The sequence below is a fragment of the Victivallis vadensis genome, assembly GCF_003096415.1.
GTDB lineage: Bacteria > Verrucomicrobiota > Lentisphaeria > Victivallales > Victivallaceae > Victivallis > Victivallis vadensis.
Map to the genome: position 1 here is coordinate 62556 of NZ_QEKH01000007.1, position 26305 is coordinate 88860.

Consider the following 26305-nt stretch of genomic DNA (forward strand, 5'->3'; position numbering starts at 1 on the left):
CAGGGAGTGCCCCCTCCCCAAAAAGTTGCCTCCCTTCGGCCACGGGCCTCGGGACTTTTGGGCAAAGCCCAAAAGCTGCGGGTACTTTTCGTGGGCCCCTCCCTTCATTCCTCCGTGCGGCTTCGCCGTACCCGTCATTCCGGGCAAAAAAGCCGACGCGGTCGCCGACCGGAGCGGTGTGCCGCTCAGGTACTCGCCTGCCTGTCCACAGTAGAGCCTCCCCCCATCCGGAGGGAAAGGCGGTACGCCTTTTCCGGATCTCAAGTATTCGGCGCCGGCACCTTGCCGGTCGGGGTCAAGGGGCGAAGCGCCCTTGTCGCTGCGATCAGCAGCGAAATCCCCGGGTCAGCGGCGGAACATGGGGGAATCCAGACCGAACATCCGCTGCTTCAGGTCCAGATAATACAGATAGTCGTTTTCGTCGACGTTCGGGGGGCAGCGGTGGTCGCAGAAGGGGATGTAGCCGCCGCGTTCGACATAGGGGACGAGCGACTCCATGTACGCTTTGATCGCTTCGCGGCCGGAGCCGAGCTGGATTTTGTCGAAACCGCCCATGATGCGCAGCTGCCCCCGGTAGCGGTCGAGCAGTTCGCCGGGATGGGCGCACCCCATCACTTCAAACGGGAACAGGCAGTTGATCCCTCCTTCGAGGAAATAGGGCAGGATCGGTCGCACGTCGCCGTCGCAGTCGGTGTACCAGAGGTCGATGCCGTACTGGTCGAGCTTCCGTCGGATGCGCTTGTAACGCGGCATCACGATATCGCGGAAGAAATCGACGGTCACGATCGGGCCGTTCTTGAAACAGATATCCTCCCAGCCGGACGCGAAATCGAACCGGAAGTGCGGCAGCAGCTGGTCGAGGGCGTCCTCCACCAGCACGCAACAGGTTTCCACCATGTCCTCGACCATCTCCGGGTAGTCGAACATCGCGTATGCCAGCCCTTCAAAGGTGAGCATGTCGCGGATTTTGCCGATCATCGAACCGCAGTAGACGCCGAGCGGATAGTCGCGCGTTTCGGGATGGAGCGCCTGCAGCGCGGCCACGTCGATTTTCCGAGCGGGATCGTCGCGTCGGAACCGCTCCTCCCTGCACCGCTTCCAGTCCTCGGGCGTCACGATGCTGGCCTTGAGGTAGTGCGGGATGGTGTCGTGCCCGTCGAGCGGCACTTCCGCGAGCAGGCCGTCGCCGTTGATCAGGATTTTGGAACTCCCGCGCGTTTCGATCACCTTCGATTCAAAGGGGGGTGACATCCACGTGTTGCCGCCGATGCACTCGATCCGGTCGAAACCGAAGAAGCGGTCGGCCTCCGCGTTGCTGCGGATGCCGTTGTCGCGGAACATCTTCCACTCCGTGAAATTCTCATCCCAGTAACCGAACTCCATATTGAAGCAGCGGTCGACGCCCTGCGAGTTCATCTGGCGGCGGAAGCGTTCCCTTCCGGTCATCGTTCCGGGCCACGGCTGACGGATCGGCTGAATTTTCATCTGATATCTCCTTGACTTTGCCGGTTGCACATCCTGCGCCTCAATCTTTTTCGTCACCGGCCGAACCCCGGCAATCAGAAATCAGCGTTCATCCGGTAAAAAAATAAATCCGCAATCCCCCCTCCGGTTCCGGTCAGCGGATCACGACAAGTTCAACCCCGGCGATGCGGGCGTAATCCTCCATGAATTCCGTGGTCAGGGCGGGGGCGTTCACGCTGTGGTGCGCGCCGCCGGCTTCAATCCAGCGCCTCGCGCCTTCGGCGAGATCGGGCTTCGGAATCCAGACGGTGCTGGCGACCGGGAGCTTCGGAAGCGGCGCGTCGGGGGCGACGATTTCCAGTTCGTTGACCACCAGCCGGAAGTCTGCTCCGAATTCGACCATCGTCGCGTTGATCGCGTCGCCGGGGGCGGTCGTGAACACCAGCCGCGCCGGATCGGCTTTGCCGCCGATGCCGAGCGGATGCACTTCGAGGCTCGGTTTGCCCGCCGCGATGGAGGGGCAGACTTCAAGCATGTGCGCGCCGAGCACCCGCTCGCGGCCCGGCTCGAAGTGATAGGTGTAATCCTCCATGAAGCTGACGCCGCCGGGCCGTCCCGCCGCCATCAGCTTCATGGTGCGAAGCAGCGCGGCGGTTTTCCAGTCGCCTTCGGCGCCGAAGCCGTAGCCGTCGGCCATCAGCCGCTGCGACGCGAGGCCGGGGAGCTGGTCGAAGCCGTAGAGGTTTTCAAAGGTGGTGGTGAAAGCCGAATAATTTCCAGCTTCGAGGAAAGCGCGGATGCCGATCTCCTGCCGGGCGGCGGCGCGGATCGACTTCATCGCCGCATCGGAACGGTCCGGCACCGCGTAGAGGTCGAAATACTCCCCGACCAGCTTGTCGGTTTCCGCATCCGTGACCTGCGAAACATACTTCAGCACGTCGCCGACGCCGTAGCCGTCGACCGCGTAGCCGAACTGAATCTGCGCATCCACCTTGTTGCCCTCGGTGACCGCGACTTCGCGCATGTTGTCGCCGATGCGGGCGACCCTCATCGTCTGCGAATCCAGCCAGGCGGCGGCGACGCGGCTCCATACGTCGATCGCGGCGCGCACGCGCGGCGTGTCGCAGTAGCCATTGACCACCTTGCGGCGGATGCCGAGGCGGGTGCAGATGTAACCGAATTCGCGGTCGCCGTGGGCGGCCTGGTTCAGGTTCATGAAATCCATGTCCATCGACGCCCACGGGATGTCGCGGTTGGCCTGCGTATTCAAGTGGAGCATCGGTTTCTGCAGCAGCTTCAGGCCGTTGATCCACATCTTGGCCGGACTGAAGGTGTGCATCCAGCAGATCACCCCCGCGCAGGCTGGGTCGACGTCAGCGGCCCGGAGCGTCGCGGTGACCTCCGCCTGGGTTTTGACGGTCGGCTTCCAGACGATGTCAAGAGCGATTTCACCGGAACCGTTCAACGAATCGACGATCCGCCGTGAATGTTCCGCGACCTGTTTCAGAGTTTCCTCTCCGTAGAGGTGCTGACTGCCGGTGATGAACCAGATCCGGTAACTCTTCAAACTATTTCTGCCCATAATACGCATTCTTCCCATGCTTGCGATTGTAATGCTTTTCGATCAGCGCCTCCTTGAGCCGGGCGGCGGCGGGATTGACCTGTTCGGTCACGAGGGCCATCCGGCACAGTTCCTCAAGGACTTTCGCGTTGTAAAGCGCCTTCGCGGCGGTCGTCCCCCACGTGAACGGCCCGTGCCCGGCGACCAGCGCCATCGGAATCTCATCCGGATTCAGGTGTTTTTTGCGGAAGCATTCGACGATCTGGAGGCCGGTTTCGGTCTCGTAATCATTGGCGATGCGTTCGTCGGGCATGAATTCAGTACAGGGAATATCCGCCGCGAGGTGGTCGGCGTGGGTGGTGCCGTACAGCGGCACCGAACGGGCCGCCTGCGCCCAGCCCACCGCATAGGTCGAATGGGTATGCACGATCCCGCCGATCTTCGGGAAAGCGCGGTAAAGCACGGTGTGCGTGTTGGTGTCGCTGGAGGGGCGCAGCCTCCCCTCGACCGCTTCGCCGGTTTCGAGGCTCACGATCACCATGTCCTCGGGGCGCAGCCGGTCATATTCGACGCCCGAGGGCTTGATCGCGTAGACGCCCGCTTTGCGGTCGACGGCGCTGACGTTGCCGAAAGTATAGATCACCAGCCCGAGCTTCGGAAGTTCGAGGTTGGCCTGATGACAGATTGCCTTAAGCTCCTCATACATGGCGCATCGTCTCCTGCTCCAGCAATTTCCCGAAAGCGAGATAACGCTGATATTGTTTTTCGTAGACGGGGACCGCCGCCGGATCGGGTTCGTACACCTTGTCGAAGCCGGAACCCATCTTCTCCATCGCCGCGCCGAGGTCCGGATGCACCTTCGCCGCGACCGCCGCGAACATCGCCGCGCCGAGCGCGCACGCCTGATCCGCCGCCGCCACCTTGATCGGCAGGTTGAAGACATCCGCGCAGAGCTGCATCACAAAGGAGGATTTGCGGCTGATCCCGCCGATCGCGGCGACCGCGTTGACCGGAACCCCTTCCGAACGGTAGCGTTCGACGATCGCGCGCGCGCCGTAGGCGGTGCTTTCGGCCAGCGCCCGGTAGACCATCGGGGCGGTCGAACCGAGGTTCAACCCGAAGATCGCCCCCGTGAGGTGCTGGTTCGCGTCGGGGGTGCGGCGGCCGTTGAACCAGTCCACCGCCATCACGCCGGTGGAGCCGGGCGGAATCGCGGCGGCTTCGGCTTCGAGTTTCGGCAGAGAGATGTCTCCGGCATAGCCGAGCAGCCGCTTGAACCACGCGTACACGTCGCCGAAAGCGGACTGTCCCGCTTCCAGCCCGACAAGTCCCGGCACCACCGAGCCGTCGACCTGCCCGCAGATGCCTTTCACGCACTGCGGGATTTCGGGGGCGACCAGAATGTCGCAGGTGGAGGTGCCGATCACCTTGACCAGTTCATAAGGCTGGATCTGTGCGCCGACCGCCCCGAAATGGCAGTCGAAGGCGCTGCCGCCGATCACCACGTCCGTGGAAAGCCCGAGCTTCGCGGCCCACTTCGGCGAAAGCGTGCCGACCGGAACGTCGGCGGTGCAGGTTTCGGTGTAAAGCCGGTCGCGAAGCCCGGCCAGCAGCGGGTCGACTCCGGCGAGGAACTCCTCGGAGGGCAGCCCGTCCCAGGTTGCGTGCCACATCGCCTTGTGCCCGGCGGCGCAGCGGCTGCGGACCATGGTGAGCGGCTCGGTGCGGCCGGCCAGTTCGCCGGTGATCCAGTCGCAGTGCTCGACCCAGCTGTACGCAGCGGCGCGGACCTCCGGATCGGCCTTCAGCGTGTGCAGGATCTTGCTCCAGAACCATTCGCTCGAATAGATGCCCCCTTCGTAGATGCGGAAATCGGTCCCGCCCCAGCTTGCGGCATACTCGTTGATCCGGGCCGCCTCGGCGATCGCGGTGTGGTCCTTCCACAAAATGAACATCGCGTTGGGGTTGTCGGCGAACTCCGGTTTCAGCGCGAGCGGCGTGCCGTCACGGTCCACCGCGCACGGGGTCGAGCCGGTGGTGTCGATCGCGATGCCGGCGACGCGGGAAGCATCCTGCCCCTTGAGCGCGCCTTTGATCACCGCCTCGACTCCCTCAAGGTAATCGAGCGGGTGCTGGCGGAATCGGTTGTTCGCGGCGTCGCAGTATCTGCCCTCCGCCCAGCGGGCGTAATTGTGTACGCAGGTGGCGAGCTGCTCGCCGTTTTCGGTGACCAGCACGGAGCGGACGCTGTCGGAGCCGAAATCAAGACCGATCAATAATTTTTCCATCGTTTTTCCCCTGTCTGCAGATGTTGAAATTCCCTTCGATCCATCGAAATATAGCCCGGATTGCGGCGGATGCAAGCCGTCTTTCGACCGGATCGCCCGGAAATCTCTCATCATGCGCTTGATGATAACGAAATCGCCGAACTCTCCGCGCCGAATGAAAAAAGCAAGGCGATACATGTTTTTTTCGCTCCGCGACTTGCAGACGGCGGAAAATGCGGCTACCTTGTCTGCGACACAGAAACTCAACACGGGAACAGCGCAATTATGAAAATCTTTGAATTGCTCCGGAAAGTCGAATGCGGCGACATGACCCTCCTCTATATGAAAGAGGGTGAAAAAGTGATGTTCACGATGGTTCCGGCCGGGATGGAAGCGCAGATCGCAACCCACCGCCGGTCGCTGCGCAAGACACTGGGCTGCCGGGGAGCCGTGCGGGCGCTCGGCTGCGATTTCCCGGCGGTGCGGCCGGAGAGCCTGGTGCAGTTCAAGGCGGCGGGCGACGCCTATTGGGACAACTTCTCCGCCGGCTGCACCATGCGCAACTCCGGCAGCGTCGACCTGCTGAAATTCACCGGCCAGAAAGAAGAAAACGGCGCGGTCGTGACCTCCTTCGCCGATTCGCGCGGGCTGGCGGTCGACCACATCGTCCGCCACGAAGCCGGGAAGCCCTGTCTGGAGATCACCACCTCGATCCGCAACACCGGCACCGGAACGGTCAAGCTCGAATACCTCGCCAGCTTTTCTCTGGGGCTGCTGTCGCCGTTTCAGGCGGACGACGGCTCCGGCTGCTACCGGATTCACCGCTGTTTCTCCAACTGGAGCGCGGAGGGACGATTGGAGAACCGCTCGGTTGAAGAACTGAATATGGAGATGTCGTGGCAGGGATACGGCGTGCGCTCTCTGCGGTTCGGCGAACGCGGTTCGATGCCGGTGCGCGACTTTTTTCCGTTCCTCGGCTTCGAGGACACCGCCGCCGGCGTCACCTGGGGCGCGATGCTCGACGCGGTCGGCTCGTGGGAGCTGGAGGCGGCCCGTTCCAACGACTTCTTCAACCTCTCCGGCGGTCTGACCGACCGCGAATTCGGCGGCTGGACCAGAGAACTCGCGCCCGGCGAAACCCTGACCGGCCCGGTCGCAACCGTGAGCTGCGTCGCCGGGAGCGTGGATGCGCTGCTGCCCCGGCTGGTCGCCCGGCAGGAGGCGTTCCCGGTGCCGGAGATTGACCGCGATCTGCCGGTGATCTTCAACGACTGGTGCACCACCTGGGGACGGCCGACCGAGAAAAACCTGCTGCCGATCGCGGAAACGCTCAAAGACCGCGGCATCCGGTACTTCATGCTGGATGCGGGCTGGTTTCAGGCGGAGGGCGATGCGCTTTCCGGCGTCGGCGACTGGAACATCGGCGCGGGCAACTATCCCGGCGGGCTGCCCGCCTTCACCGCGAAACTGCGCGAACGCGGCTTCATCCCCGGCGTCTGGTTTGAGTTCGAGGTCGCCACGAAGGACTCGAAGTTTTTCGCCGAACACCCGGAGCTGCTGCTCCATCTCGACGGCGAAGTATTGAAGTCCGGGCCGCGCAGTTTCCTCGACTTCCGCAGGCCGGAGGTAGTCGGACATCTGGCGCAGAAGGTGATCCGTTTCCTGAAGGAGAACGGCTTCGGCTACATCAAGGTGGACTACAACGCCCCGACCGGCTTCGGCTGCGACGGCGGCGATTCGCCCGCCGAGGAGCTGCGCAGACACCTTGAGGGCGTTGCGGAGTTCTTCCGCCGGATGCGCCGCGAACTCCCGGAGCTGGTGATCGAAATCTGCTCTTCCGGCGGCCACCGCCTGAGCCCGGCGTGGATGCAGCTCGGCACGATGGCGAGCTTTTCGGACGCGCACGAGTCGATCGAAATCCCGATCATCGCCGCGAACACCGCGCGGATGATTCCGATGCGCCACAACCAGATCTGGGCGGTGCTGCATCCGGACGACGACGACCGGCGGCTCGGCTATTCGCTGGCGGCGGGAATGCTCGGGCGGCTCTGCCTCTCCGGCGAGGTTGCCCGGCTCGATGCCCGCCAACAGCGGCTCGTGGACGATGCGATCGCGTTCTACCGCAAGGCCGTCCCGGCGATCCGGCGCGGCACGATCGAACTCCGGCGCGATATGAATGACGCCTGGACCCGGCCCGCCGGAACCCAGTGTTTCCTGAGGCGCGGTGAAAATCAGACGCTCGCGGTCGTGCACACCTTCGCCGATTCACCCGAAACGCTCCGCATTCCGCTGAAGGGCGAAACCCGGATCGCGGCGGCGTTCCTGCCCGGCGGCGTGACCGCCGAAGTGGCGCGGCAGGAGCTTTGTTTGCGCAACCTCGCTCCCTTCACCGGCGCGGCGCTGCTGCTGGAATAATCGTCCCTCCGGCGGGAACCGGCAAATATGCTTCGGCATCCGCCTCCGCCGGAAATTCGGAAAATTTTTCGACAGCCTATTGACATCGAATGCCGTTTATGGTATAATATTATCGTCAGTGTTAACCGTGTTAACCGCAAACGGTAATTATTATGGTCGAAGAGATCCGCAAAACCAATGCCGCGAGCCTGCGCGAAGCGATCACCCTCTACTTTGAGGAGGAGATCCGCAGCGGGCGTCTGAAGCCCGGCGACGTGCTGCCGTCGTCGCGGGAACTGGCGGAGCGGCTGGACACCAGTTTCCCCAATGTCCACAAGGCGCTGGTGCCGCTGGCCAAGGCAGGCCTGATCCTGCGCGACCGCCGGAAAGGGACGGTGGTGCTTGAACCCCGGCAGGAGCTGCGCAGCGTCGCGATCTATGTGTACCGCGAGAATCTCGACGATATGCCGCAGTTCCAGCGGATTCTGATCGACCGGATCACGGAGCGGCTGCGCGAGCGGGGAATCGCCGCCCGGCTGCTGCTGGACAACGGGCTGCTGTTCGGCATGGAGCAACTGGAGAAATGGGTGAAGAACCGTGAAGTTCAGGGCGTGATCGTGCCCATCGGCAGCCGCAACGCCATCCTGCCCCGGAAACGGCTTCAGGCGCTGCCGGCGGCGGTGGCGGCGGGAGATACGGTCGGGCTTGACATGGCCGGCTGGCTGAAAACAGCGATCGGAGCGGCGGCCGGGGCGGGATGCCGCCGCCCGGCGGTAATCACCGCCGCGGAGCGGTACCGCATGGCGGGGGGGAAGTGGCGGGAAACCGAATTTTTCCGCACACTGCATGCGGAGTTGAAGCATCACCAGCTGGAGTGCCCGGAACAGCTGATCCGCTGCATCCACGACGAATCGCAATATTTCCGGGCAGGGGAACAGATGACCGCATTCGGATTCCGGCAATGCAACGAACTGCTGGCGCTGCCGGAGGCGGAACGGCCCGATGCCCTGCTGGTCTTCCCCGACCAGCTGATCACCGGAATCATGCTCTCGGTGATGCGGAACCCGGTTCCGGTCCCGGCCGCGCTCAAGCTCTTCGTGCACCGCAACTGGGAGATCGAGGAACCGCTGTTCCTGCCCGCGACGATGATCGGCATCAGCATCGACGAGTGCGCCGGGAAGTTGATCGACAACCTGCTCGCGGCCTGTCACCGGCGGCCGGTCAGACAATACCGGATTCAGCCGGAAGTGCGCACCGCCTGTTGAGGCAGTCAGCGAAAGTTGAGGCGAGCAGGAAGAACCGGACGGGCGATCGTGCACGCCGCAGGCGGCCTTCAAAGGAAACACAACCGGCTTATAACCGAGGCAGGAAATACATAACGGGAAAGGATAAGCACATGCAACACCCAAAGTACACCGGATACCGGAACGGCTCTGCCATGATGCGTCGGAATTTCACATTGATCGAGCTGCTTGTCGTGATAGCTATTATCGCGATTCTGGCGGGGATGCTGCTGCCGGCGCTGAACCAGGCGCGGAGCAAGGCGCACGAGGCGAGCTGCGTGTCGCGGCTCAAGCAGATGGGAAGCGCGGTTTTGAGCTACGCGGACGGCAACGAAGGCTTCTTCCCGTTCAAGGGCTACCAGTACTACGAGGAATACATGCTCGGGAAAACGCTGGGGGCAAGCCTCTCCTCCAGCGGCGATTACGTGGCGGTGAATCCGAAGTTCTACCTGTGCCCCGCCGACGGCGTGCCGATGGAGGCGCGCGCGGATTCGGAAAATAAGATCTGGACGAAGGTGGGCCTCCCGGATCGGTGGGCCTACGTCGCCCTCTCCTACGGCGCGAACGAACACGTGTTCGGTTCAAGCCTCACCGACGCCAACAAGCTGCCGCGCAAGGTCAACCGGATCCGGCGTCCCTCCGAAACGCTCGGCATCGCCGACAGCCGGAAGCGCGGCATCGACAACCGCCCCGACCTCGGTTACCGGCACAGCACCCGGGCGAACATCAACTTCGTCGACGGCCATGTGGCCGGGCGCAGCTTCGAGGAGCTGCCGGACATCAACGACGCGGACTTCGACCGCCGGATCACCTTCTGGTACGGCGGCATCAACCCGAATCCCTAAAAAATACGTGCAAATTCAGGATAACCAGTAAAAAATCAAGGAGTCGAACATGCAATTCAAGCAATTAAGCTGCCTGCTTGCGGGAATCGCCGCATCCGCGGGAATCGCCGGTGCCCCGGCGCCGGAAAAGGATTTCCGGCTGCCGGAGGAGACGTTCTTCAGACAGAATACCGACTTCAGGGACAACCGGAGGGTATTCGCATGGTATATGGTCTGCATCGGCCCCTACAACGGCGGCTGGGACGCGCCGGTGGAGGAGTACAAAAAACAGATCCGCATGGCGCAGTCGATGGGCATCGACGGCTTCGGGCTGGACGTGATGCGCCCGAACCGGCAGTACAAGGAGGCGATCGCGAAAATTTTTCAGGCGGCGCGCGAGCTGGACAGCGGTTTCAAGCTGTTCTTCAAGTTCGACTACGGCAGCCGCGATTATGAAGAACAGGTCGCCGACATGGTCGCGCTGCTCAAACAGTACGGGCAGGACAAATGCTACGAACAGTATCAGGGCAAGCCTCTCGCCGGTTATTACGGGGTCGATCTGGTGATCGAGGAGAATCCCTCCAAAAGCGTGAAGTGGTGGCGCGACAAGGTCGCCCCGGCGCTGAAAGCGGCTAATCTGGACATCTTCTTTGTGCCGACCACGTTCGTGCAGGCCCGGAAGGGCGGGCGGCAGGAGGCGGTGGACGCGTCGGTCGCCGAATGGGGCGACCTGGCACAGGGGATGTCGATCTGGCAGATCCAGACCTCGCCGTTCGGCGGCGGGCTGCAACTGCTGGAACGGCAGGCGCAGGCCCAGCACAAGGCGGGCAAAGCGTGGATGACGACCGTCAGTTTTCACTACTGGTGGGGCTCCAACCGCAGCGTGCCGACCTCGTGGCTGTGGATGCCGGGCCGCCCGCTGAAGCCGGAATTCGCGAAAAACGGCACCTACTACGAACACGGCGGCGGCAAGGGGCTGGAACTGCAGTGGCGTTCGGTGATGGAAGTGCAGAAGCCTGAATGGGTGATGCTGCTGACCTGGAACGACTACAACGAATCCTACATCGAGCCGGTCGACGACTACAAGAACTATCCCAACGGCACCTCCGACGCGCCGCGCGGCTGGTACAAGCCGATGGCGGGGCTGGGCGAACTGAACCGCTACTTCATCCAGCATTACAAGACCGGCGTGCAGCCGGAAATCACCGCCGACAGCCTCTTCTGGTGCTATCGGACCAGCAGCCAGAAACTGGCCGCGTCGGCCGACCCGGACCGCCCGCCGGTGAAGATCGGCAACGGGCCGGTCGGCGACGACCTCTACCTGACGACCGCGCTGACCGCTCCCGCGGAGCTGCGGGTGAACTCCGGCGGCCGGGAAACGCGCCATTCCGTCCCCGCCGGAATCGGCCAGACCGTCGTGCCGTTCCAGCCGGGACGCCAGCAGTTCTCGCTGTGGCGCGACGGCAAAAAGCTCGTCGAAGCCGAAGGCGAACCGGTCGTGGATGCGATCGAATTTTACTGCTACTGGCCGACGACCGGCTATGCAACCGCAGGCAGATGAGGAAAAACAGCAAACCATCATGAACGATACCTACTGCAATCCGCTGGCGATCCCCGGAATTCCGGTCAGCCGGGTCGCGCTCAACCCGGAATACCGGGGGCCGTGGTGGCGGGAGTTCGGCGACCCGAGCGTGATCCGCTTCAAGGGGATGTACTATTTGTTCGCCTCCTGCGCGATGGTCTGGAGTTCCCCCGACCTGATCCGCTGGCAAAAACACGAGATCAACCTGAACGACGTCGGCTGGGCGCCCGCCGTGGCGGAAAAGGACGGGCGGCTCTACCTGACCGCGTCGTGGGAGGGAAGCCGCATCTGGACCACGGCCGACCCGCTGGGACACTGGGAGTGCCTCGGCGAAATCAAAGATGAAAAGGGCGAACACCTGTCATGGGCCGATCCGGCGCTCTTCACCGACGCGGACGGGACGATGTACTGTTACTATTCGCTCGGCGTGAACCGGGGCCTCCGGGGCGTGCCGCTCTGTTCCGGCGACCCGACCCGCTTTGCGGCGGCTCCGACCTGCTTTTTCGAGTTCAACCCGGATCACTGGTGGGAGCGGTTCGGCGAATGCAACCAGAATCCGTATTTCTCCCACCTCGAAGGCGCGTCGATGACCCGGCACGGCGGCAGGTACTACCTCCAGTACAGCGCCGCCGGGGCGGAGTGGCGCAACTATTCGGTCGGCTGCTATGTGGCGGACCATCCGCTCGGCCCTTTCACGCCGCAGAAGCGCAACCCGGTGCTGATCCAGCGCGGAGGCATGATCAACGGCTGCGGCCACAATTCGATCGTCGAGGACGAACAGGGACGGCTGTGGTGCTTCTACACGATCCTGATGCGCCGCTTCCGGGGGCTGGAGCGGCGCATCGGCATGGACCCGGTGCACTTCGACGAAAACGGCGAGCTGTACGTCGACGGTCCGAGCGAAACCCCGGTCCGCATCGACGGCACTCCGACGGGCCGGCTGCTGCTGAGCGCAGGCCAGCCGGTCGAGGCTTCGAGCTTCCGCGTCGGCCACGAACCGGACCTCGCGCTCGACAACTACATCCGCACCTATTACGAGGCCGCGCCGGAGGACCCTGCCCCGACGCTGACCGTCGACCTGCTCGGCAAGTTCGACGTGGCGGCGGTCCGGGTGATCTTCCATGAGAAGCTCACGCCGCACGAGGTGCTTCCGGCCCGGTTCCGGTTTCTGGTCGAGGGGACGCTCGACGGCGAAACGTGGTTCCCGCTGGCCGACTGCCGCGGCAAGACATTCGACGGACACATCCGCTACGAAACCTTCGAGCCGCGCTCCGTTGTCAAGGTGCGGCTGACCGTGACCGGCACGCCGGGCGGGCAGCCCGCCGGAGTCGTCGACTTCGCGGTGTTCGGCAACGCGTCGGAAGCCGGTTACCGGGGAGAACCGCGATGAACTGGCGCAGCGGACATCCCTTTTTCAAACACGGCATCGGCGCCGACCGCGTCTCCTTCTCCGGCGGGCGCCTCGCCGCCGATCTCGCCCGCCACGGCGGCCTGACCGCGATCCGCTATTACGGCGCGCAGCGGTTCGGGGACACCGGTTTCTTTCAGGCCGACCCGATTTCGGCGTGGGCGCTGCTCTTCCGGCCGATGGTGCGGTTCGACGGAATGCGGCGCTACGCGCTGGAATTTCACGATACGTCGGTCTACCCGACCGGCTACCGAAGTTGCTGCGAACTGGAGGGGGTGCCGTTGGAACACGAATGTTTCCTGGCCAACGACGCGCTGATCTTCCGGCTGAAACTCCCCGCCGGAACCGGCGGACACACGCTCGAATTTGAACTGATCAACACCGACCGATGCACCCGGACCGACAAGCCGACCCGGCACTGGGAGCGGCTGCACGGCCCGTACTGGCGGATCACCGACCGTTACTCCGATGAAACAATACGGCGCGAAAAGGAGGCGGGCTACCTGACGCTTGCCCAGCGCGGCGACCGGTATGTGCCGCAGGTGCAGAGCGCGGTCACCGAATTCGGCGTGGCGGGCGGCGGGCCGGTGCGGTTCCGCGAAACGCCGCACCTGTTCCGCAAACACTATTACGCGCAGGATGTGGAGTCCGGCGAATGTTTCTTCCTGCTCGGTTTCGGGCACAAAGGCCCGCAGGAACTGCAGCAGCGCCTCGCGGAGTATTGCGAACGCAGGGCGGAACTGTTCGCGCCCCCGGCGGAGAATACGGCCCGTTTCCACACCGGCAGCCGTCCGCTCGACTCGTTTCTGCACGAGGCGGGCGGCATCATCGACTCGCTGAAGGTCCGGGACATCCCCGGCGGCATCCGCGCCGCCGACTCCGGCTACTGGATCTGGGGGTGGGACGGGATGGTCCACGCCGACGCCCACGGCTGGCTGAACCAGTCCGGCTTCCTGGCGGAAATGCTCCGCTTCTACCGCGACACCGCCGATCCGGTCAACGGGATTTTCCACGAAATGACCATCGACGGGCGGCCTTTCCTGTCGATGGCGCCACCGGCCCAATGCCTCTACGCGGTGATGCTCTACTATTATTATGTGTTCACCGGAGACCGTGCGCTGCTGCGCGAATACATTGTTTTCGCGGACAAACTGGTGCGCCGCGCCGGAGCCGACGCCATCGGCGGCCTGATCCGGGGCGTGTCGCTCTACCCCGACCATCCCGAGGATCTCGAACAGGACGGGAACGACCTCAGCGTTTTCAACAACAGCATCTACTTTCAGGCGCTGCGAACGCTGGAGCGGCTGCACGGCGAACTCGGCGATGCGGACGAATGCGAGGAATACCGGCAGCTTGCGGAACGGACCCGCCGGGACTTCGCGAAATTCCGCGCCCCGGAAGGGGGCTTTTACGATTCGCTGTCGGCAACGGATCTTTCGCCGCGCCGCCATCGCCCGGTCTACGCCATCCTGTACGAAACACCGTTCGCCGACGAACTTCTGACGCCCGCCGACGCCGCCCTCTGCGGCCTTTTCTCCACCCGGCAGGGATGCCGGATCCTGCCGCTGGACGACAGCCGCTGGATGTACGACGGCAATCAGCTGGGAATGTACATGCCGTGCACCGAACTCTGGTTCCGCGAACTCCACTCAAAACTCGATCCGGCGCAGGCGCGGCGAAAGCTGTATGCGGACGTCATCTGGAACTGGTCGCGCCTGACGCTGCCCGAGGCGCTGACCTGCGAATACGAAAACCACGGTCTCACGCCGGACAATCCCGGCCGCAAACAGCTTTTCACGGTGAAGGCGTGGGTCGGCGCGCTGTTCCGCTTCGCCGGAGGCGTCGAACTGTCGGAACGCGGGCTGCACTTCCGCGACAGCGCCGATCCGCGCTTCGCCGTCTCCGGCCTTGCGCTGCGCGGCTCCTCCGTCTCGATCCGCCAGCGCGGCGGTTCCGGGCCGGTGCTCCGGCTGCGGCTGAACGGCAGGCTCCTGCCGGATACCCGCCTGATCCCCTTCGAGCAACTGCGCACCCGGTGCAGCACGGTTACGGTGGAGAGAGCCTGACGCGGCGTTCCGCCTCCGCCGCCCCGCCCTGCAGCTCGTAACCGGCGGCGGAGCGGACGAATGAGGAGGGGATCACCAGTTCCGGCGTTTTGATGATCTTGTCGCAATCATCGGCCGGACGGCGGCCGTTGATGATCTCCAGCAGCACATGCGCCGCGTCGCGCCCGATATCCTCCATGCGGATATCGATCGCCACCGGCCGGGGATAAAGCCCGTGCAGGTGAAAATCGTTGTTGTCGCACCCGACGATCGTGAATTCCGCCGGATTGCGCCCCAACTGATAGATGATCTGGTACAATGGAGTGCATGCGAGGTCGTTCGGCACGAAAATCCCCGTCGGCTCCCGGCTTTCGAGCGCCGGGGCCAGTTGGCGCCGCCCCTGTTCCATATATTCCGAAAAGGGCAGGAAATAGGGGTCGAGCGGCAGTTCCGTCACCCGATGGCCGAATTCGGCGACCCGGGCCGCAAAACTCCGGTAGCGGCTCTCGTTGAGATTTTCCGGCAGCGGCCCGAAAGTGATGAAACGGCGGCAGCCGCACCTGACCAGATACTCCGCGGCCAGCGGGCCGATCGCGTCGTTGTCATAAGTGATCTGGGGATAACCGCTTCTCTGCCGGTAGTCGCCGAGCACCCGGACCCGCGGCACTCCGGCGGTGATCGCCAGTTCCTCCTCGCTGACGCTTCCGGCGGTGGAAAAGACCAGCGCGTCGACCTCCCGCTTCAACTGTTCGATCGCCTCCGCCTCATTGGAGGCCGCCACCAGCGAGTGCAAGGTCAGATGCTCCGGCTCCATCACTCTGGCGCATCCCCGGATGATCTTGTAATAGCTGATCAGGTGGTCGGGATTCCCCTGCCGGTCGCGGTCGCTTTTGAAAATCAGAAAACCGATGCGGCGCTTGCGTCCGACGAAGGTTCCGATCCTCTCGCGCTGATACACCAGCCCCAGCTCCGACAGATTCCGCAGCACCTTGCTGATCGTCAGGGGATTGACGGCGAACTCCTGCGCAAGCTGATTCACCCCCGGCAGTTTCCCCAGATAGATGCCGCTGTTGATGCGTTCGATGATCTCCTGCTGAACCCGGGCGGCCTTGGTCCGGCGTCTCGGCTGTCTTGAATTTTCCATGTTCCAGTGTTGTCCGGGATATATTTATAATGCAACTGTTTTATATAATTATATCATAACAATACGAAAAAGCAATGGCGACATCCGATTATTCCGCATTTTTCATCCTGATAAAGCGGATTTTTCCCTGTATCTGCACCGTAAACTACCATAGCTGATTCAGCAGAGGCAGGCCGGATACCGGAAACGGAGAGGGCGTTTTTCACTTCATTTTCCATATTTTTTTCATTTTTTCCGATTTTGCCATTGACATTTGCCGCAAATGTTGGTATAATTAAAATAGTACAGTTGCATTATTTAATTGACAGATACCGGAGAAATCCCCGGCTTGTCCCAATCAATATCGTCAACAGCAAACAGTAAAGGGCTCCCGATGGCAAAGACATACGTGCCGGTCATGCTGGCGATCGCAACCGCGTTTGCAATCCATGCGGCGGAAACCGGCCTTACGCATCCCGTGCTCCCCCAGAGCGAATGGCAGCTGAATCTGCAGGAGATACCGGAAAGCGGCGGCAAATACAACGCCGAAGCCGACCGGCTGATCGCCCTGCCGCTCGACGAACTCAAAAAGCAAGTGAGAACCGCCGCCGCCCGAATCAGGTCGGTCGATGAGCGCGCCGGGGATTACGAGGACGCCGCCAATGTGCTCGCTTACCGTGCGCTGCAGGAAAAGAACGAGGATTACGCCCGGCGCGCGCTGTGGATCCTCTATTTGATCGCGGAGCAGACCCGCGATATTTTTGAAACCCGCCCGACCTTTTTCAACCCCGGCACCACGATTTCGCCCTCCGTTTACGCCTATGACAAGCTGCACGACTCGCCCGCCTGGAAGCATCTGCCCGCGGATGCCAGAAAAACGGTGGAGGAGTGGTACGTCAGAAGCTCGTGGTCCTTGCTGCGCAGCCTCGCCCAGACCGGAAAGCTGGTCAATATGATGCCGCACGCCATCCAGCGCGGAACCGGGACGGCGCTGGTGCTGAACTCCCCGGAGCTGATGCGCGGCTGGATCGGCTTCTGCGACCGCTTCCTCTCCCCCGGCCAGTTCCTGTCGGATGGGATTTACGAAGATTTCTCCCCCTCCTACCACTATCAGGTGATGAACCACCTCCGCCCGGCGATGTTCAATTTCGAGCAGTTCCGCGACCCGCCCGGCTATCGCGATCTGGTCTACGGGCTCAAGCTCGACGGCACTTACTCCTTCCGCGACCGGTGGCCGCTTTACGAGCTCGCCGCCCGGGCGGACGACAGCCTGCGCTTCCCGGACAACCGCCTGATTCCGCTGGGGGACACCCATTGCCCGCCCTCCGCCGACGAAGCGCCGGGAACCGGCCCGACCCGGAATCTGGAATTCAACCACGCCGGCCACTTTTCGCTGAACCACGGTTCCGGGGCGGCGCAGCAGCAGCTCCATCTGACCTTCGCCCCCATCCTGCACGGGCCGCCCTACGGCGGCGGCCATGCCCACATGGACAATCTGGGGCTGATCCTCTACGGGGCGGGTTCCGACTGGCTCGCCGACGCCGGTTACGCCGCCTACGCCGACGGTTTCGGCTCCACGGACAAATACTTTCATCACACGGTGCGCAGCCACAACACCGCGTTCGCCTGGGACCGTTCGGCAGAGCCATACCGCAACCGGGATCAGAAGCCCTCCCGCTCCCGGCTGCTCGCCTACGAGGACGGCAGCGGCAGCGCCGGAAACCTCCGGCTTCTCGAAGCCTCGTCCCCCGGAGACGCGGCGGACAAAGTCGCCCTGCGCAGGCGCCTGCTGCTCCAGATCGCGGTCGATGACGCCGCCTGCTACACGCTCGACCTTTTCCGGCTGAAAGGCGGAGAGGTCCACGAAAGCTACCTGCGCCAGACCGAGGACGAACCCTGCACCCGGACAACCGATGCGCCGCTGAAAGCCGAAACCGGCACGCTGAAAGAGATTCTCGGCCCGAAACGCGGCAGCGACTACAACAACTATCTGCACTTCTTCCGGGAAGTCAAAAGCGCCGACGGCAGCCGCCCGCTGAACTATGAATGGCGCGGCAACGACAGCGGCAACCGGCTGAATGTATTCCTGAACCCGGTCCCCGGCTCCGTCAGCTACTTCGCCACGATCCCGAACCTGCGGCTGTATAAATTCAAAAATCCCCGCCGGGAGGACGGCGGCAGGGCGATTCCGTTCGGCAAGCTGCGCGGCGACCACCTGACCCGCACCCGGCCTGTTTCCCGGGACGAGCTGACCGTATTCGGCGCGCTCTATGAAGTGATCCGCAAAGGCGAACCGGCGGCGGTAACCTCCGTCGACTGGTTTCAGGACGGCGGCGCGATCGCGGTCACCGTCACAGGGAAGATGGGGACGGACCTCATTTACAGCAGCGACGACACCGCGGTGCGCACCGTCGGAACGATGCATTTCTCCGGCCCGCTGGCGGTCGTGCGACGGACTTCCTCCGGCGAGGTCCAATGGGTCTACACCCGGGGCGGCGCCTGGGTGAAGGGCGACGGCTTCCTCGCGGCGGGCAAGCCCGCCGACCGGCTGGGCGTCGTCGGGCTTCCTCCCGGACGGCAGCCCGCCGCCGAGCAGATCTCGGGCAATGAGCTGCTCGTCAACGCTCCCCCCGAAAAACTCGCCGGGCTGGACGGCCGGTGGATTTACCCGGAGCTGAGCGACGGCAGCGGCTACGGCGTCAAAGTGGTCCGCGTCGAACCGCACGGCACGGTCAGCCGGCTGATTCTGGCCAACTCCCCGGTTTTCCGGGCCGACGGCAAGTCCACCCGGGTGTACATGCTCGGAAAGGAATACACGTTCCCCGGCACTCCCGAAATCGATATCGCCTGGCCCTCATTCGTCAGCAAGGATCACCTGAAAGACGGCACGCCGCCGGTCAACACCAGACTGGAGTTCTCCAAAGTGGCAAAAACCTCCCCGGCCTTCGCCTCGGTGGAATTTCTGAAAAAGCAGGGGTGGCGGGTCAACCGGGGAGCCGACAGTGACGAGGCGTTTTCCGTCCGGAGCCGGATCAACCCGTTCGCCCGGCCGATCCACCCCTCCGCCCCGCTGCTGCAGCTCTGGAACAACGGCAAGCAGGGAACGCCGGAAGCCGTTTATCCCTTCGGGCCGCTTCCTTCCGGCTCCATCCGGACCTCGCTCGGCACGGCGGGCGTCCAGAATCAGGGAGCAGTCCTGCGCCTCAATGCCGGAAATTCACCCCTGCTGGAACTCCGCCTCAACAACAATACCGACGGCGAAATCAGGCTCGGCGACAAAGTGATCCGGTTCCAGTCGGCTTCACGATTCCTGAAACCGCAGAATTTCGACCTCCGCTGGAAAGACGCTTCACCGGACAAACAGGGCCTGCTGACCGTGAAATCCGGCTCAACCGTCCTCTGCGCGGATGAGCCATTCGCACAGCCGGGGATTCCCGACCGCTTTTCCCTGACCGTGGGATACGACGGCGCCGCCAACCGGGGCCTGCTTGCCGGCGACACCGTCATCAGTAACAAGTAACCAGACAAGAGAGATTTATCAATAGAAAAGGAGCCGATCATGGAAATTCCGGTAACAAAACTCATCCTCCCGTTCCATCGCCAAAAACACCGTTTCACCCTCATTGAGCTGCTCGTTGTCGTCGCGATTATCGCGATTCTGGCGAGTATGCTGCTGCCGACGCTGAACAAGGCGCGGGAGAAATCCATGAGCATCCAGTGCCTCAGCAACACGAAACAGTGCGCCCTGGGCATCAACTTGTATATGAGTGACTTCGATTCGTATTTCTTCAGCAGCCAGACCTACGCATGGGGGCTGAAACTGCGGGACGGCAATTACATCACCTGGGGGCCGCTGTTCTGTCCCAAAGGCAAGCAATCTCCGTCAATGATCAAAAACAACCACTTTTTCACCTATGCGGCGCGATATTTCATCACACCGAACGGAGGAAGCGCCTACAACACCAAGCAGGCGGTCAGGGACGGCAAGGCCTCGAACATGTTTCTGGTGCTGGACGGGGCGAAACTCGACGTCGGGATGCTCACTCCGCACTACCGGCTGCACGAGAACAACGTCAATTACGCCAACTTCCACCTCGCCCACGGAGCGACCGGGAACATCGCTTTTCTGGACGGCCACGCGGAGGCGGTGCAGGCGCAGGGGCGGGTGCGGGACCTGGTGATGCCCGCCCAGTCCGGCACCGGTTACTCCCGGATCATGGCGGTGTGGCGCAACCTCGGCGACCGGATCACGGTTCCGGCCCCGTAACCCCGGAGCAGGCGGAACCATGACAAAGCAATCGCACACCCCGGGTGCCGGACGCTGGACGGCGGGAACGCTGACCTACACCTCCGCCGGGATCGGAATATTGTTCTTCTGGCTGCTGTGGGGAGATTTCGCGTGGTCCATGAAAGACCGGGCCGTGACCAGCGTGGCCACGCTGATGGTGAAATCGTTCGGCGTTTCCGACTTCATGTTCGGGCTGCTGATCCTGTCGTTTCCGAACTTCACCAATGCCGTTCTCGGGCCGCTGGTCAGTTACTTTTCGGACCGGCACCGCGGGCGCTTCGGCCGCCGGATTCCGTTTCTGGCGTTCACCGTGCCTTTCATCGTGACCGGCATGCTGGGACTGGCCTTCACGCCTCTCCTCGGCGAAATGCTGCACAACGCCGCGGGAGCGGACACCCTCTCCCGCCACACGGCCTCGCTGATCGTATTCGGAGTGTTCTGGATCATGTTTGACTTCGGGAATACGCTGGCCAGCTCCATTTTCACGGCACTGGTCAATGATGTGGTGCCGACCTCCCTGCTCGGGCGTTTCTTCGGGCTTTTCCGCGGGATCAGCCTGGCCGCGGGGGTGATCTTCAACTATTTTCTTCTCGGCCGCGCGGAGAGCCATTCCATGTGGATTTTTCTGGGGCTTGCGCTGCTGTATGCGTTCGGCTTTACTTTGCTTTTGTTCAAGGTCAAGGAGGGGGAGTATCCGCCGGCGGAGCGCGCGCTGCCCTGCACGCCCCGGAATATCCTCTTCATCTTCCGCGATTACTTCCGGGAGTGCTTCGCCCTGCCGTACTACCGGTGGGTGCTTTTCGCGATTCCCGTGGCGGGACTCGCCAATATTCCCTTCAACGCGTACAGTATCTTCCATGCGAAAAGCCTGCACGTCAGCATGGACAGCCTGGGGAAATATTTCGCCTACACCTATATCATCTCCTTTGTGCTGAGTTACTTTCTCGGAGTGCTCGCCGACCGTTTCCATCCGATACGCATGGGGATTCTGTCCACCGCGCTGTACGGCGTCGTAGCCTTCACCGGATGCTTTTTCATCACGGACCAGCTCTCTTTCGCGATCGTTTTCATCCTGCACGGGGTGCTGGCCGGCTGTTTCGGAACCCTGACCGCCTCTTTCGGGCCGCGCCTGTTTCCGCGCATGCTGTTCGCGCAGTTCAATTCGGCGATGTGGATTCTGCAGTCTTTGAGCTGGGTCATCGTCACGCCGGTGATCGGGAAAATCCTCGACCTGATCGGCCACCAGTACCATTACACGCTGTTCGCCGGAGGAATCTTTTCGATCTTCGGCGTACTGATCCTGCTCAAGGTCTACCGGGAATTTCTCAAACTGGGCGGCGACGCCAACTACAAAGCTCCCGACATTGCCGCCTGACGCCCGCTTTCGAGTTTCACAGGCCGATCAGCCGCGCCCGCCCGGCCATCCGGGCGACTTCGCTTTCGGTCAACGCCCGCCCGGCGATGGAGAGCCGCAGCAACGTTCCACGGAAGCGGCCGCTTCCCGCTCCGGCGAAATCGTGCAGGCGTTCCGGCACGCCGCCGATGAAGAAGCCTTCGTTGGAACGGGTGCCGTCGCACGGGGCGGAGGCCTCCAGTCTGCCGTCGAGGTACAGCCGCAGTTCCCGGCCGTCATAGGTGACCGCCGCATGATGGAACCGCCCCGGCGTCAACCGTGTTTTCGAGGTCACGGTCACATTGGAATCCGGCCAGCGCCGGTGCTTTCGCATCCGCTGCGCGGAAACCGTTCCATCCCCGTTGACCAGCAGATTTGCCTGCGCCCCGTGCTGAAACGCGATGTATTGCCGATTGCCGTCCGGCGGACTGTCGCAGCGAAACAACGCCTCCAGCGTCAGCGGCCCATATGGAACCGCTTCCGCCGGCGGCCGCAGGATCAGGTCACCGTTGAACTTCAACGCCCGGCTTTCGCGGCGCTTGAGCGAAATGAACGGCCAGCGTTTGAAGCCGGGATCGGAAACGATATCGAAATTTCCGGTTGCATCGGCAATCTTCCACGGGCGCTCCGTGCCGGAGGGCGCGAAAATCCACTGGGCGCACAGTTCGTCCCGCCCGAAAAACGGACGGCTCCAGATCGTCGGCGAATAAGCGTAACTGCCGTCCGGGAACTGCGCCAACACCTGATAGTAAATCTCGCGACCGACGGAATCCGGCAGTTTCCAGTCGAGATAACCGTAATCCGGTTTCTGCTTGAAAAGCTTCATATCCACGGAGTTCTGTCCCGGAAGCACATCGTCGCCGCCCCCCTCCCCCGGCAGCGTCATCCGCCGCAGCGGATGACCGTTGCCCGCGACCGCGAACCGGACCGTCGCCGGGTCCGCTCCTTTTACGGTCCAGTTCAGACGTCGCAGGCCGTCGTGCCAGGCGGCGTTGACATTCCTGCCGTTCACCGAAAGCTCCACGCTCCGCTCCAGCCCGGCCAGCCGGTGCAGAGGAATCGAGTAGTAAAGCTGGTCATGCCGGTCGACCGGCGGCGTCACCGCCACATCGGGCAGATTCGGATAGTCGCGGCGCTCTTTCCCGGCGGAGACGGAGACGGAAACCCGGATCACCCGGCTCCTGCTCCGATCCGCCCGGAGCGCATCGTCCCAGCGGACCGCCTCCAGCTTCGTCAGGTCGACCTCCGGAAGCGTCCGTTCGGCAAGCGTTTCGCCGCGCTCCCCGGCCAGGCGGATCGTCACATCGGCGCGCCCGGCCATGCCGGAAGCCGGAAGCGGCAGGAATTCCAGCGTCAGAAATTCGCCGGAACAGAGCGCCTTGCGGTAGGAAAGCACACACTGCACCTCGCCCTCCCGCGCCGGAGCGATCCGGTGTCCGTTGAAACCGGTCAAAAATCGCTCCGCGATTTCCAGCCGCGAAGTCAGAGTGCCGAAGGAGGGCAGCAGCGTGGTCGCCTCCTTGTAGTCGTTGGCGACCCAGTGCAGGAAAGCGGGAGACGCCTCCCGGGTGCGGCTCCATACGTTCCGCAGGAAAGCGGTGCCGTCATGATCGATGAAATTGCGGTTGTAGGGCCGGTCGCTCAGATAACCGGGCCACAGCGTCGCGCCGACATATCCGGCGGCTTTCAACCCCGCTCCGAGGCGTTGCATCTTACCCGGGAATGTGGCCGCTTCTTCAAGCCCGGAGCAGCCGAAGTTGAAGACGCCGTCGAAAAGCTCGAGGTACGGCCGGTATTTTTCGAGGTCGAAATCGCCGGTCAAGGCGGGCCTCAGCCCGCCCAGCTCCATGATCCAGAAAATATCGTGTCCCGCCGCCTGCGTCCGGGCGATCGCCTCGCGCCAGAACTCCACCGGGAACTCATGTGTGGAGTAGAGCAGGATCACCGGCCGCCCTCCGATTCGCCGCCAGAATGGGGAGTTCCCGAACTCCTTCATCATCAGGTCGATATTGTCACAGAAGAACGCGACCGCCTTTTCGTGCCCCATCTGCCGGTATGCGGCGATGAATTCAAGGAACGGAATCATCCTGATCCGGCACTCCGGAATCTCCGAAGCCGCGACCGTCATGTACCGCATCAGTTGGAGCTGCCGGTCGATCCGGTGTCCGGCGGCAGGGTTGCCGAGCGCGGCGTGGTTGTAGAACAATCCGTCCACGCCGACCGTGTTCCAGCCGTGCTTCTGCAGCAATTCCAGTTCGGCGCGGTGGGCGGCGACCGCCAGTTCCGGGATGCCGTCGTATGTCCTGCCGGTCATCCGCAGCGGCAGCACCGAAAAATCGCGCGGCGTGACCGTCCCCGCGCCGCTGTGATAAGGCACATACCACCCCATATAGGTGGCCACGGTCATTTTTTCTTCAGCTGCCGCAAGCAGCAGCGGGAACAGCAAAAAACAGAATCTGCCGATTTTCATTCCGATGGATTCCCCCTGTCAGTCGTTGGCGTCGCGGGTCCAGAAACCTTTCGGCAGCGTGGCGGAGCCTTTGCCGATGGTTCGGATATAGTCGAGCGTGACCGCCCGTCCGTCCGCGAACAGGTAATTATTGTTGCCGTTGTGATATTCCGGCATCTGCAGCGAGACCGGCGTGGAGGCAACCGTCGCGTACAGGTTGATGACCCGGTTGTTGCCGCAGAACAGCAACCGGTCGGCCGGCACTTTCACTTCGCCGAGCGCGATCAGCTCCGAAGGACGCGGCACCATCGAACTTTTCAGGGATTTGCCGAACTTGCTCCAGCCGATGCCGAGTTGCAGGCTGTTGTCTTTTCCGGTCGTGTCCGCTCCGGAATTCATCGCATAACTGCGCGGCTTCAGTCCCGCGAAGGCGGCGTTGCCGTAGTCGCGGTCCGCCGTATCGGAGGGGCACCGGAAAATGCTCAGCGAACCGGCATTCCCCCACTGCGCCCCGGCGTAGCCGAGCAACAGCGTGACCCATGTCTTATCGCTGTCGGCCTGATGCCATAAATACGGGTAGTACTCCCGATTGTCCCCCACATACATGGTCATCGCGGTACCGAGCTGTCTCAGGTTCCCGACGCACTTGATCTTGCGCGCCTGTTCCCGCGCCTGATTCAGCGCCGGGAGCAGCATGCTCGCCAGAATCGCGATGATCGCAACGACGATGAGCAGCTCAATAAGGGTGAAACAGCATTTTTTCGGGAAAGACGAGAGGCGCAGCCCGGCGGGAGCGGGGAAGGACGGGCCGTTGCAAGTTCGTCCGGCAAGTCTGGCGAACAGTTCGTCAAGGAAGAAACGGCAACTGGACAAATTCATTTTTTCATCTCCTGAATCACTTCTTTATAATCAACGTTTCCCGGGAATACACGATTGCGGGCGGCGAGCGCGGCCAGCACTCCGGCGGCCTCTCCGGTCACGGCGGCGTTGCCGGTCACGCGGTAGCTGGCGTGCGCGAAAAAATCTCCACTGATGCAGCGGCCCGCCATCAGCAGGTTCGGCACTTCCCCGGCGATCAGGGCGCGCAGCGGAATCTCGTAAAACTCAGCCTTCGGCGGCGCATCTTCCAGTTTGCAGCCGCCATCCGGATACAGCGCATGAACATCAATCGCAAACCGGACCCGGCAGATGCCGTCGGGATGCCGCCGCCCGTTCATCACATCGTCCAGCGTCACGCAGTACCGGCCCGCCAGCCGGCGCCCTTCCCGGACGCCGATCCGCGCCCCGGTCGCCACCAGCCGGACATTTTCCCAGGCCGGGCCGCGCGTTTTCAGAATTCGGACCTGCCGCCCGATCTCCCGGCGCGCTGCGATCGAGGCGGCGGTCAGGTCGGCGGCACTGATGCCGGAATAGCCATACTGGTGGTTGGCCATCAGCATGAAAAGTCCGTTTCCCAGATGGAACAGCGCGACTCCCCGGTAGCTCGGCCGGTAATCCCCCTCGCAGAGCAGTGCGGCGAAACGGTCCGCCGCCTCGTCCCAGTTGCCTCGCCGGATCAGGTACGGCCTCATCTGCGCCGCATCGAGGCCGGTCAGCAGTGCGAGCAGCGACATCGGCTGCGTCCGGTGTTCCTGCGGATCGCCAAGTTCAAACGGGTTTCCGGCGGCGGCGCCGAGATCCCCGTCGCCGGTGCAATCGATAAATACCCGGCCGCGCCACGCCTCACAGCCGGATTTGGATTCCGTAACCAGACAGGCGATCGCTCCGTCCGCAGAACGGCGCGCCGAGGTGACGCGGGTATAGCAGCGGATTTTCACCCCCGCTTCCATGCAGAACTCGTCGAGCAACGCCTTCATCGCTTCAATATTGAAGGCGGGAGTGCCGTCACCGGCGAATTCAAGTTCGCCGCGCCGCCGCAACGTCCTGACGATCCGGGCCAGCAGCGTTCCGGACGGCTTGTCTTCCGCATCGAGAATCCACGCCAACGCCCCGGAAGTCCACACTCCGCCGAGACAGCCGGCCTCCTCGATCAGCAAAGTATCGGCTCCCGCTTCGGCGGCGGCGATTGCGGCGCACACTCCGGCCGGGCCGCCTCCGGCGACGACCACGTCGGCGCTTCCGGCGACGGGGATATGTTTGGGTTCAAGTTCAATGGTATCCATGATTTTCCTTTTTTTCATATATGATATTATACCGGAAAAAAAATTTTTGACAATCTCCGAAA

18 protein-coding genes are annotated in these 26305 nt (G+C 62.8%); 9 read left to right on the plus strand and 9 right to left on the minus strand.

What is annotated here, in order from left to right:
• Positions 1 to 345: 345 nt before the first annotated feature.
• From C8D82_RS05640 to C8D82_RS05655, 4 genes are all read right to left on the minus strand, one after another.
• On the minus strand, positions 346 to 1485 hold the full coding sequence (locus tag C8D82_RS05640; RefSeq protein WP_116883306.1) for a uroporphyrinogen decarboxylase/cobalamine-independent methonine synthase family protein: 1140 nt from the start codon (positions 1483 to 1485) through the stop codon (positions 346 to 348).
• Positions 1486 to 1618: 133 nt separating this feature from the next.
• Complete coding sequence (araA, locus tag C8D82_RS05645; RefSeq protein WP_116883307.1) at positions 1619 to 3046, minus strand: L-arabinose isomerase; 1428 nt, start codon at positions 3044 to 3046, stop codon at positions 1619 to 1621.
• Positions 3033 to 3731, minus strand: coding sequence for an L-ribulose-5-phosphate 4-epimerase (locus C8D82_RS05650; protein WP_116883308.1), 699 nt, complete (start codon positions 3729 to 3731; stop codon positions 3033 to 3035). Before C8D82_RS05650 ends, araA begins: the two co-directional genes overlap by 14 nt.
• Complete coding sequence (locus C8D82_RS05655; protein ID WP_116883309.1) at positions 3724 to 5313, minus strand: ribulokinase; 1590 nt, start codon at positions 5311 to 5313, stop codon at positions 3724 to 3726. The genes C8D82_RS05650 and C8D82_RS05655 overlap by 8 nt, the downstream gene beginning before the upstream one ends.
• A 264-nt stretch (positions 5314 to 5577) precedes the next feature.
• On the opposite strand from C8D82_RS05655, the gene C8D82_RS05660 reads away from it, so the two are divergent.
• The 6 genes from C8D82_RS05660 to C8D82_RS05685 all read left to right on the plus strand — a co-directional run bounded on the left by C8D82_RS05660 (position 5578) and on the right by C8D82_RS05685 (position 14849).
• On the plus strand, positions 5578 to 7707 hold the full coding sequence (locus C8D82_RS05660) for a glycoside hydrolase family 36 protein (RefSeq protein ID WP_165832850.1): 2130 nt from the start codon (positions 5578 to 5580) through the stop codon (positions 7705 to 7707).
• A 152-nt stretch (positions 7708 to 7859) separates the two neighbouring features.
• Entirely contained in the window at positions 7860 to 8951 is a 1092-nt protein-coding gene (locus C8D82_RS05665; protein ID WP_116883311.1) for a winged helix-turn-helix domain-containing protein, read from the plus strand.
• A 131-nt stretch (positions 8952 to 9082) separates the two neighbouring features.
• On the plus strand, positions 9083 to 9814 hold the full coding sequence (locus tag C8D82_RS21065) for a prepilin-type N-terminal cleavage/methylation domain-containing protein (RefSeq protein WP_147835303.1): 732 nt from the start codon (positions 9083 to 9085) through the stop codon (positions 9812 to 9814).
• A 49-nt stretch (positions 9815 to 9863) separates the two neighbouring features.
• On the plus strand, positions 9864 to 11354 hold the full coding sequence (locus C8D82_RS05675) for a glycoside hydrolase family 71 protein (RefSeq protein WP_116883312.1): 1491 nt from the start codon (positions 9864 to 9866) through the stop codon (positions 11352 to 11354).
• A gap of 19 nt (positions 11355 to 11373) precedes the next feature.
• The gene (locus tag C8D82_RS05680) at positions 11374 to 12765 is read left to right on the plus strand and encodes a family 43 glycosylhydrolase (RefSeq protein ID WP_165832852.1); all 1392 of its coding nucleotides are present in this window, start codon (positions 11374 to 11376) and stop codon (positions 12763 to 12765) included.
• Positions 12762 to 14849 (plus strand): glucosidase family protein, encoded by a 2088-nt coding sequence (locus C8D82_RS05685; RefSeq protein WP_116883314.1) that lies wholly within the window; start codon positions 12762 to 12764, stop codon positions 14847 to 14849. Before C8D82_RS05680 ends, C8D82_RS05685 begins: the two co-directional genes overlap by 4 nt.
• Here C8D82_RS05685 and C8D82_RS05690 read toward each other — a convergent pair.
• Positions 14830 to 15972, minus strand: coding sequence for a GntR family transcriptional regulator (locus C8D82_RS05690; RefSeq protein WP_116883315.1), 1143 nt, complete (start codon positions 15970 to 15972; stop codon positions 14830 to 14832). The two genes, C8D82_RS05685 and C8D82_RS05690, sit on opposite strands and share 20 nt — an antisense overlap.
• Positions 15973 to 16025: 53 nt before the next feature.
• Positions 16026 to 16190, minus strand: coding sequence for a hypothetical protein (locus tag C8D82_RS21070; RefSeq protein WP_165832853.1), 165 nt, complete (start codon positions 16188 to 16190; stop codon positions 16026 to 16028).
• Between the two features lie 155 nt (positions 16191 to 16345).
• On the opposite strand from C8D82_RS21070, the gene C8D82_RS05695 reads away from it, so the two are divergent.
• From C8D82_RS05695 to C8D82_RS05705, 3 genes are read left to right on the plus strand one after another with little or no spacing between them, the layout of a single operon-like run.
• Entirely contained in the window at positions 16346 to 19471 is a 3126-nt protein-coding gene (locus C8D82_RS05695) for a heparinase II/III domain-containing protein (protein ID WP_116883316.1), read from the plus strand.
• Between the two features lie 39 nt (positions 19472 to 19510).
• Positions 19511 to 20218: a type II secretion system protein gene (locus tag C8D82_RS21075; protein WP_147835301.1), complete on the plus strand. Its 708-nt coding sequence runs from the start codon at positions 19511 to 19513 to the stop codon at positions 20216 to 20218.
• Positions 20219 to 20237: 19 nt separating this feature from the next.
• Positions 20238 to 21614, plus strand: coding sequence for an MFS transporter (locus C8D82_RS05705; RefSeq protein WP_116883317.1), 1377 nt, complete (start codon positions 20238 to 20240; stop codon positions 21612 to 21614).
• Positions 21615 to 21630: 16 nt separating this feature from the next.
• Here C8D82_RS05705 and C8D82_RS05710 read toward each other — a convergent pair whose 3' ends face one another.
• Genes C8D82_RS05710 through C8D82_RS05720 form a run of 3 tightly spaced genes read right to left on the minus strand, consistent with a single transcriptional unit; the run spans position 21631 to position 26243 of the window.
• A complete protein-coding gene (locus tag C8D82_RS05710) occupies positions 21631 to 24102 on the minus strand; it encodes a LamG-like jellyroll fold domain-containing protein (RefSeq protein ID WP_116883318.1) in 2472 nt (823 codons plus the stop codon).
• A gap of 18 nt (positions 24103 to 24120) precedes the next feature.
• Positions 24121 to 24960, minus strand: a complete 840-nt coding sequence (locus C8D82_RS05715; protein WP_116883319.1) for a DUF1559 family PulG-like putative transporter — start codon at positions 24958 to 24960, stop codon at positions 24121 to 24123.
• Positions 24957 to 26243 carry an FAD-dependent oxidoreductase gene (locus C8D82_RS05720; protein WP_165832854.1) on the minus strand — a complete coding sequence of 429 codons (1287 nt, stop codon included), beginning with the start codon at positions 26241 to 26243 and terminating at the stop codon, positions 24957 to 24959. The genes C8D82_RS05715 and C8D82_RS05720 overlap by 4 nt, the downstream gene beginning before the upstream one ends.
• Positions 26244 to 26305: the final 62 nt, after the last annotated feature.